Origin of the sequence: Mesorhizobium sp. M7A.F.Ca.US.007.01.2.1 (assembly GCF_003998165.1) — a bacterium.
GTDB lineage: Bacteria > Pseudomonadota > Alphaproteobacteria > Rhizobiales > Rhizobiaceae > Mesorhizobium > Mesorhizobium ciceri.
Window position 1 is genome coordinate 1 of the sequence record NZ_RZQP01000258.1, and the last position, 7,775, is coordinate 7,775.

Annotated in this window: 9 protein-coding genes; 7 read left to right on the forward strand and 2 right to left on the reverse strand. The window is 63.1% G+C overall.

The window, feature by feature from the left end; translation table 11 throughout:
• Positions 1 to 1,253 (reverse strand): peptide chain release factor 3 (locus EN949_RS29985; RefSeq protein WP_127371873.1); only part of this gene is annotated, 1,253 nt, incomplete at its 3' end.
• A gap of 236 nt (positions 1,254 to 1,489) precedes the next feature.
• On the opposite strand from EN949_RS29985, the gene EN949_RS29990 reads away from it, so the two are divergent.
• Complete coding sequence (locus tag EN949_RS29990) at positions 1,490 to 2,563, forward strand: FAD-binding oxidoreductase (RefSeq protein WP_127366240.1); 1,074 nt, start codon at positions 1,490 to 1,492, stop codon at positions 2,561 to 2,563.
• 335 nt (positions 2,564 to 2,898) lie between these two features.
• On the opposite strand, the gene EN949_RS30005 is transcribed toward EN949_RS29990, so the two are convergent.
• Complete coding sequence (locus tag EN949_RS30005) at positions 2,899 to 3,147, reverse strand: DUF6356 family protein (RefSeq protein ID WP_013528043.1); 249 nt, start codon at positions 3,145 to 3,147, stop codon at positions 2,899 to 2,901.
• Positions 3,148 to 3,262: 115 nt separating this feature from the next.
• Here EN949_RS30005 and EN949_RS30010 point away from each other — a divergent pair, with 115 nt between their 5' ends.
• The 6 genes from EN949_RS30010 to EN949_RS30035 form a co-directional block, all read left to right on the forward strand.
• Positions 3,263 to 3,733 (forward strand): Lrp/AsnC family transcriptional regulator, encoded by a 471-nt coding sequence (locus tag EN949_RS30010; protein ID WP_013528044.1) that lies wholly within the window; start codon positions 3,263 to 3,265, stop codon positions 3,731 to 3,733.
• 165 nt (positions 3,734 to 3,898) lie between these two features.
• Complete coding sequence (gene dut, locus EN949_RS30015; RefSeq protein ID WP_013528045.1) at positions 3,899 to 4,384, forward strand: dUTP diphosphatase; 486 nt, start codon at positions 3,899 to 3,901, stop codon at positions 4,382 to 4,384.
• The gene (locus EN949_RS30020) at positions 4,384 to 5,046 is read left to right on the forward strand and encodes an HAD family phosphatase (protein WP_013528046.1); all 663 of its coding nucleotides are present in this window, start codon (positions 4,384 to 4,386) and stop codon (positions 5,044 to 5,046) included. The genes dut and EN949_RS30020 overlap by 1 nt, the downstream gene beginning before the upstream one ends.
• A gap of 69 nt (positions 5,047 to 5,115) precedes the next feature.
• Positions 5,116 to 5,970 carry a hypothetical protein gene (locus EN949_RS30025; RefSeq protein ID WP_013528047.1) on the forward strand — a complete coding sequence of 285 codons (855 nt, stop codon included), beginning with the start codon at positions 5,116 to 5,118 and terminating at the stop codon, positions 5,968 to 5,970.
• Positions 5,971 to 6,049: 79 nt separating this feature from the next.
• On the forward strand, positions 6,050 to 6,853 hold the full coding sequence (locus EN949_RS30030) for an oxaloacetate decarboxylase (RefSeq protein WP_024505790.1): 804 nt from the start codon (positions 6,050 to 6,052) through the stop codon (positions 6,851 to 6,853).
• A 13-nt stretch (positions 6,854 to 6,866) separates the two neighbouring features.
• Positions 6,867 to 7,775 (forward strand): proline racemase family protein (locus EN949_RS30035; protein WP_127371874.1); only part of this gene is annotated, 909 nt, incomplete at its 3' end.

Genomic DNA, 7,775 nt, shown 5'->3' on the forward strand with positions numbered 1-7,775 from the left:
ACGCCCTCCTCTGCCATCTGGTGCAGCGCTTCCTTCAGCTTTTTGGCCTTCATCGCGTCGCCGAGGCGGACACGGCGCAGGATTTCCGGGGCGAAATTCGGAACGCCGCGGAACAGGATTTCCTCGCCCTCGGTCAGCGTATCGCCAATACGCAGCGTGCCGTGGTTGGGAATGCCGACGACGTCGCCGGCAAAGGCCTCGTCGGCGGTGACGCGTGTGCGGGCAAAGAAGAACTGCGGCGCCGACAGCGACATCGGTTTTCCCGTGCGTACCAGCTTGGCCTTCATGCCGCGCTCGAGCTTGCCCGAACAGACGCGGACGAAGGCTATGCGGTCGCGGTGGTTGGGATCCATGTTGGCTTGGATCTTGAAGACGAAGGACGTCATCTTCTCTTCGGTCGCCTCGACCTTGCGGGTGTCGGCCTCTTGAGCACGCGGCGGCGGTCCAAAAGCGCCGAGCGCCTCGATCAGGTCGCGCACGCCATAATTGCGCAGCGCCGAGCCGAAATAGACCGGCGTCAGGTGACCCTCGCGGAAGGCTTCTATATCAAGGGGTCTGCACGCTTCCCGCGCCAGCTCCAGCTCCTCGATGAAGGCCTCGCGCTCGTTCTCCGGCAAAAGGCCGGCGACGCGGTTGGAATCGGGACCGTTGACCGGCGTGCGCTCCTTCTCGTCGTCGCCCCTGCGCACGGCGTTCAGCGCCAGATGGTAGGTGCCGGAAAAATTCTTGCCCCGGCCGATCGGCCAGGTGATCGGCGCCGTATCCAGCGCCAGCTTCTGCTCGATCTCATCCAGAATCTCGAACGGATCGCGGCTTTCGCGATCCATCTTGTTGACGAAGGTGATGATCGGGATGTCGCGTAGCCGGCAGACTTCGAAAAGCTTCAGCGTGCGCGGCTCGATGCCCTTGGCGGCATCGATGACCATGACGGCCGAGTCGACCGCCGATAGCGTGCGATAGGTGTCGTCTGCGAAATCCTCGTGGCCGGGCGTGTCGAGCAGGTTGAAGACATTGTCCTCATACTCGAAGGTCATCACCGAAGTGACGACCGAAATGCCGCGCTCACGCTCGATCTTCATCCAGTCCGACCGCGTCTGGATCTTGTCCTTCTTGGCCTTGACCTCGCCGGCAAGCTGGATGGCGCCGCCGAACAGCAGCAGCTTTTCGGTGAGCGTGGTCTTGCCGGCGTCCGGGTGCGCGATGATCGCGAAGGTGCGGCGGCGCGCCACTTCTTCTTCTATTGCTTCGGGCATTCTCTGGGATTTCCGTGTGACAGGCCGGGCTTCTAGCAGCGCAGTGCCGGCCTGTCGACCGGTCCGGCGGCTCGGACTCTGCTGATCGCCGCCTCACCATCCGAGCATACAGCTCAGCCGTGCTATGGCTCCGGCCAGTGCATTGCCGCATATTTTGCGCTGCGCGATGTTGGCAAGCGGCTGCCGGGATGGCACTGGATGAACATCCCTCGGGATGACGAGGCAGAGGAGCAAGCATGACTGCGGCGAAACAAGTGATCGTCATCGGCGCCGGCATCATCGGCGCCTCGATCGCCTGGCGCTTGGCCAAGGCCGGCGCGCAAGTGACGGTGATTGCCGACAGTGCTGCCGGCGGGGTGGCGACGCCGAATTCGTTTGCCTGGATCAATGCCAGCTGGGGCAATCCGGAGCCGTATTTCCGGCTGCGCACCCGCGCGATGGCAGAGTGGACGCGGCTGGCGCGGGACCTTCCCGGCCTACCGCTGAGCTGGTGCGGCGGCCTGTGCTGGGATTTGCCGGCGGCCGATATGGAAGCCTACGCCACGGAACATTCCGCCTGGGGCTATGGCATCAGCCAAGTCGACCGCGCCGGTGCTGCGCGCATCGAGCCCAATCTCACCGAGCTTCCGGATTTTGCCCTGTATGTGGCTGAGGAAGGCGTCGCCGAACCGGTGACTGCCACGCGCGCCCTGTTGGCGGACGCGGAGCGACATGGCGCGAAGATCATCTCCAGCACGGTGACGGCCCTGGTCCAGACCGGCGGCAGGATCACCGGTGTCGACACATCGCATGGATTGATTGCATCAGACGAGGTGGTGATCGCGGCTGGCGTCGGCTCGCCGGAGATCGCCGCGACCGCCGGGATCAACCTGCCGATCGAAACGCCGCCCGGCCTGATCGTCCATTCGCGGCCCACCGAAAAGCGGCTCAACGGGCTGGTGCTGGCCGAGCGGCTGCACATGCGCCAGACAGCGGAAGGTCGCATCATCGCCGGCTCGGATTTTGGCGGCGCCGACCCGGGCATGGATGCCGAAGCCACCGCCCACGCGCTGTTTGCGGCCATGAAAGCCATGCTGCGCGACAGCGACGGGTTGGAACTCGATTTCCACACGGTCGGCTACCGGCCGACGCCGATCGATGGCTTTCCAATCGTCGGCCGCGCCGAGGGCATGGACGGCGTCTATGTCAGCGTCATGCATTCCGGCATCACGCTGGCGCCGGCCGTCGGCCTGTTTGCCGCTCGCGAAATCCTTGATGGCGAGCGCGATCCGCTGCTCGCGCCTTACGGGTTGGGACGGTTTGCTCAATAACCCGGACGGACGGTAGCGTCGGCCGATGTCTGTATAGGTTAACGCCCTACGGCGCCCCCCTCTGTCCTGCCGGACATCTCCCCCTCGAGTGGGGAGATTGGCAGTTTCGGCGCCTCGCTCGGTCCCGCAAGGTCGGCGATTGGCGAAAGCCGTCGCGACATCCAATCTCCCCCCTTGAGGGGGAGATGTCCGGCAGGACAGAGGGGGGCGCTGGCCCGCGGCGTTGCCGCAATTTGCAACTACCCGGCCAACGCCAGCTTCGCCACGGCCGGAGCAAAAGGCCGAATGTTGATCCCGTCCCTGGTCATGGTGACGAAGCTCGATGGCGGGATCGCCTAGGCGCGATCCATAAGAGCCGCAGGCTCCTTGGTCGCGTGCGTGCCTCTGTTGTGCGTCCGCTCGTAAAGCTCGCGAACGATTCGGCTGGCGGTAGTTTCAAACAGAAATGGCAAGAAAGCATGAACGAGCGCGGCGCCCGCCGCCATCAACAGGCGCGACGAAAACCAGGCGGCAAAGCCCATGTGGCTGAAATAGGTTTCGCCGACCTTGGCCGGATGAGAGGTGAAAATCCTTGCGACCGACATGCTGGTTCCCCTTCAGCGCTTGAAGTTCCTGATATGAGTATCCTGACATGCTTCGCCGGTTCATCGGTCTCAAAATGTCCTTGTATTTCGGTGATGCATGGGACAAATATCCCACATGGCGCTGGAAATTGACGAAATCGACCGGAAATTGCTCGCCGAGTTGCAACGCGACGGCACGCTGTCGGTCGACCAGTTGTCGGAACGGGTGGCGCTGTCGCGCAATGCCTGCTGGCGCCGGGTGAAGCGGCTGGAGGAGGCCGGTGTCATCACCGGCAGGGTGGCGCTGGTCGATGCCGAAAAGCTCGGGCTTGGCCTTTCCGTCTTCATCCTGATCCGCACGTCCAACCACGATCCGGAGTGGCTGCAGAGATTCCGGGCGGCGGTGACCGGCTTTCCCGAGATCATCGGCGTCTACCGCATGTCCGGCGACCTCGACTACGTTCTGCGCGCCCGCGTCGCCGACGTGAAGGCCTATGACCGGCTCTACCAGCGGCTGATCGCCAAGGTGGCGCTGTCTGATGTTTCCGCCTCTTTCGTGATGGAAGAGATCAAGGAGACGACGGTGGTTCCGATGGAAGTGCGCTAAGATATGTCGATATTCAGGTGATGCCGGCCTGCAAACGACGGGTTTCGACTCGGCCTGACCTGAATCTCAACACACCTCAGGCCATACTGATGCCTGAAAGAAAGCCGTTGATAGGCTTGCGGGCGAGTTGACCGAATCGCCGTTCGCGCCGATAGGATCGATTTTATGCGCGCAGCCCTTCAAACTCCCTCCGTCATCGGTCCGACCGTCGGCTTCGTCAGGTTGCCGCATGCTGAAGGACTTCCCCTTCCTGCTTATGAAAGCACCGGTGCTGCCGGCATGGATCTGCGCGCCGCGGTGCCGGACGACCGGCCGCTGCTGATCCTGCCCGGAAAACGCGCTCTGGTGCCGACCGGGCTGATCCTGGAAATTCCCGAAGGCATGGAAGGCCAGGTGCGGCCGCGCTCGGGCCTTGCCTTCAAGCATGGGCTGACCGTCCTCAACACGCCCGGCACCATCGACAGCGACTATCGCGGCGAGGTCAAGGTGCTGCTGATCAATCTCGGCGACGAGGACTTTGCCGTGACGCGCGGCATGCGCATCGCCCAGATCGTTTTTGCCGCGGTGACGCAAGCCGCCGTGGAAGAGCGCAACCTGGCCGGCGGCACGGCGCGCGGCGCGGGCGGGTTCGGATCGACCGGCACCGCCTGATGCCTGAACTGCCTAAACTTGTCATCTTCGACTGCGACGGGATCCTGGTCGATACGGAGAACCTGGCCAATCGGCGCCTTGCCGAATGGCTGACCGCTGCCGGCTATCCGACAAGCTTCGAATATTGCCGCAAGAATTTCTCCGGCCGCAGCATGGCGTCGGTGCAGAAAGAGATCGAAGAAGAGACCAGCGTCAGGCTTGGCGCCGATTTTGTCGATCGCTGGAACGCCGGCCTGCCAGACCTGTTCGCCCACGGCGTCGAAGCAATCCCTTATGTCCGCGAATTCGTCGAGGCCGTGCGGTCAGCCGGGATCGCCTATTGCGTCGCCACCTCGGCCCGGGTGTCGAAGATGCACATCACACTTGGCCAGACCGGGCTGTTGCCGCTGTTCGAACACGCGATGTTTTCCTCGACGATGGTCGCGCGCGGCAAGCCGTTTCCGGACCTGTTCCTGCATGCTGCGAAAACCGTGGGCTTTGCACCTGCCGACTGCATCGTCATCGAGGACAGCGTCGCTGGCACGCAGGCCGGCATCGCGGCCGGCATGCGGGTGTTTTCCTATCACGCCGATCCCTATTCCGACCGCGACGGCCTTATCCAGGCCGGCGGCATCCTGTTCGACGACATGCGCGAACTGGCCGGGCTGGTGCCGATCCACTGAGCTGGCTGACGGGCTGGACGGGTTGGGAGGCTGTGCTACGTTCCGCGCGCCCGACAGCCTGAGGCGACCATGCCGACGAACCTGCTTCGCTTCATCCTCGCCGTGATGCTGCTGCCATTGCTGTGGACCGCAGCCGGCGCGCAAGACGCCAGCCTTCCGGAGCTCGGCAGCCCACTGCCCGGCCAAAAAGACATCACCTATCTTGACCTCGCCAGGATGATCATTCCAGACCTTGCCGCCGACAAGAATGGCTTTTACAGGGGCGGGCTGCCGATCGCGATGCGCCATATCGAGGGACCCGACAGCGGCGGCTCGCCGCCCGAAACCTCAGGCTTTTCCAATGCCTCCGTGCTTGCCATCAAGGCGGGAGGCAAGGACCGCCTGACCATGCTGTTCGATCTCGGCGATTCCTCAGACAGCGCAGAAGGCTATGCGGTGCTAGCGCTCTACGACATTACGGGCAAACCAAGGCTGCTCGACGCCGCCAATGTCGCCCTCGACCGCAGCACCTATTTCCGCGAACCCGGCAAGCTCGGCATCGGCGCCAATGATGATATCCTCATGATCGAGAGTTCGCATTCCAATTCAAACCAGAACTATATGATCGTCCCGCTGATTATGGTCGCCAGGGACAAGTTGAAGCTGATCGACATCATCTATTTGTTCGACGAGCACGTGTGTGCCTATAGCCGGACGCAGGACGTTGCCTTTAAAGCCATCGCAGAGGGCCGACGCCATGCGGCGATCAAGGTAACGGTGACCGATGCCACCGTCGTGAACGACGAAAGCTGCGATGACCAGCCGCCCAAACCTGAATCTCACGACATCTCCGTCACCTATCATTGGGACAAGACAACGTCGCACTACGCCAAGGATTCCGACGCGCTGAACAATTTGGCAGGAGAGAACGCCAAACGCTTCTGAACCAACCGCATTCGTTTGCCCGGCCAGATGGAGCAGGATAAAATCCGCTCGGCCACACCGCATATGATGGGGTACTACCATGGACAAGGGCAAGATCTTTCGCGACCTGCATGCCTCGACCTTCGTCGTGCCCAATCCCTGGGATATCGGCACGACCAAGCTGCTCGGCTCGTTCGGCTTCACGGCGCTGGCGACGACCAGCGCCGGCTTTGCCTTTTCGCGCGGCCTGCCGGACGGCGCGGTGACCTTCGACCAGATGATCCACCATTGCCGCGAAGTGACCGCGGCGACCAGCCTGCCGGTCTCGGCCGACCTCGAGAAAGGCAAGGGCGACAGCGCCGAGCAGGCCGCCGAAACCATCTTCGCGGCGGAAGCTGCCGGCCTTGCCGGCTGCTCGATCGAAGACCACACCGGCGATCCGGACAAGCCGATCTATGATTTTGCGCACGCCGTCGAACGCGTTGCGGCGGCCGTGGAAGCGGCGCGGGCCCTGAAACGCGATTTCGTCTTCACTGCGCGGGCCGAGAACTTCCTCTGGGGCAAGTCCGACCTCGACGACACGATCAAGCGGCTGCAGGCATTCGAGAAGGCCGGCGCCGACGTACTCTATGCGCCAGGCATCGGCAACGTCGAGATGATCCGCACGCTCTGCTCTGCCGTCAGCAAGCCGGTCAATGTCATGGCGGTACCGGGCTTTACCATCGCCGATCTCGCCATGGCCGGCGTCAAGCGTATCTCGCTCGGGCCGTGGCTGACCAATTTCGCCTACGGCATGCTGGAAACGGCGGCACGCGAAATCCAGCAAGACGGCACCTTCGGCTTCACCCGCGCCGCCATGCCGTTCAGCAAATTGCAGGCCCTCTTCGGCAAATCTTCGGATTAATGGGGCCCGTCGCATGACGCTGACCGTGGTCGACATGCATACCGGCGGCGAGCCGCTGAGGATCGTCACCGGCGGCTATCCCGGTATCCCCAAGGGCACGATCCTGGAAAAGCGCGCCTATGTGCGCGACCATCTCGATCATCTCAGGAAAATCCTGATGTTCGAGCCACGCGGCCATTACGACATGTATGGCGCCTTGCTGGTCGAGCCGGACCTGCCCGGCGCCGACCTCGCCGTGCTGTTCATGCACAATGAGGGTTATTCGACGATGTGCGGCCACGCCATCGTCGCGCTCGGCCGCTACGCCATCGATGAAGGGCTGGTGGCGAAACAGGAACCAGTCACGACAGTCAATATCGAGGCGCCGTGCGGGCTGGTCGTCGCCTCGGTCGAGGTCAGGGACGGCAAGGCCGGTGCGGTGTCGTTCGAAAGCGTGCCGGCCTTCCTGTTCGCCGGTGGACAGGCGATCGAATTGGCGGGCCACGGCACGATTGGCTTCGACGTCGCCTATGGCGGCGCCTTCTACGCGCTGGCCGATTGTCACCAATTCGGGCTCGAATTCGGCAGAAGCCGGATGCGCGATTTCGTCGATGCGGCAACGGGGCTGACGGACAGGCTCAAGGCTGAATTTCCGCTGTCGCATCCCGACCACGGCGACCTTGCCTTCCTATACGGTACCATCCTGACCGATGGCCGCGACAAATTTTCCGGCGAGGTGACCAAAAACATCTGCGTCTTCGCCGAAGCCGAGGTCGACCGCTCGCCAACCGGTTCCGGCGTCACCGCAAGGCTGGCGGCCATGCATGCCAAAGGCGAGATCGCGATCGGACAGACGCGCACATTCGAGAGCATCGCCGGCTCGCGTTTTTCCGGAGCCGTGGCGCGGACGGCGAAGGCTGGACGGCATGAGGCGATCATCGCC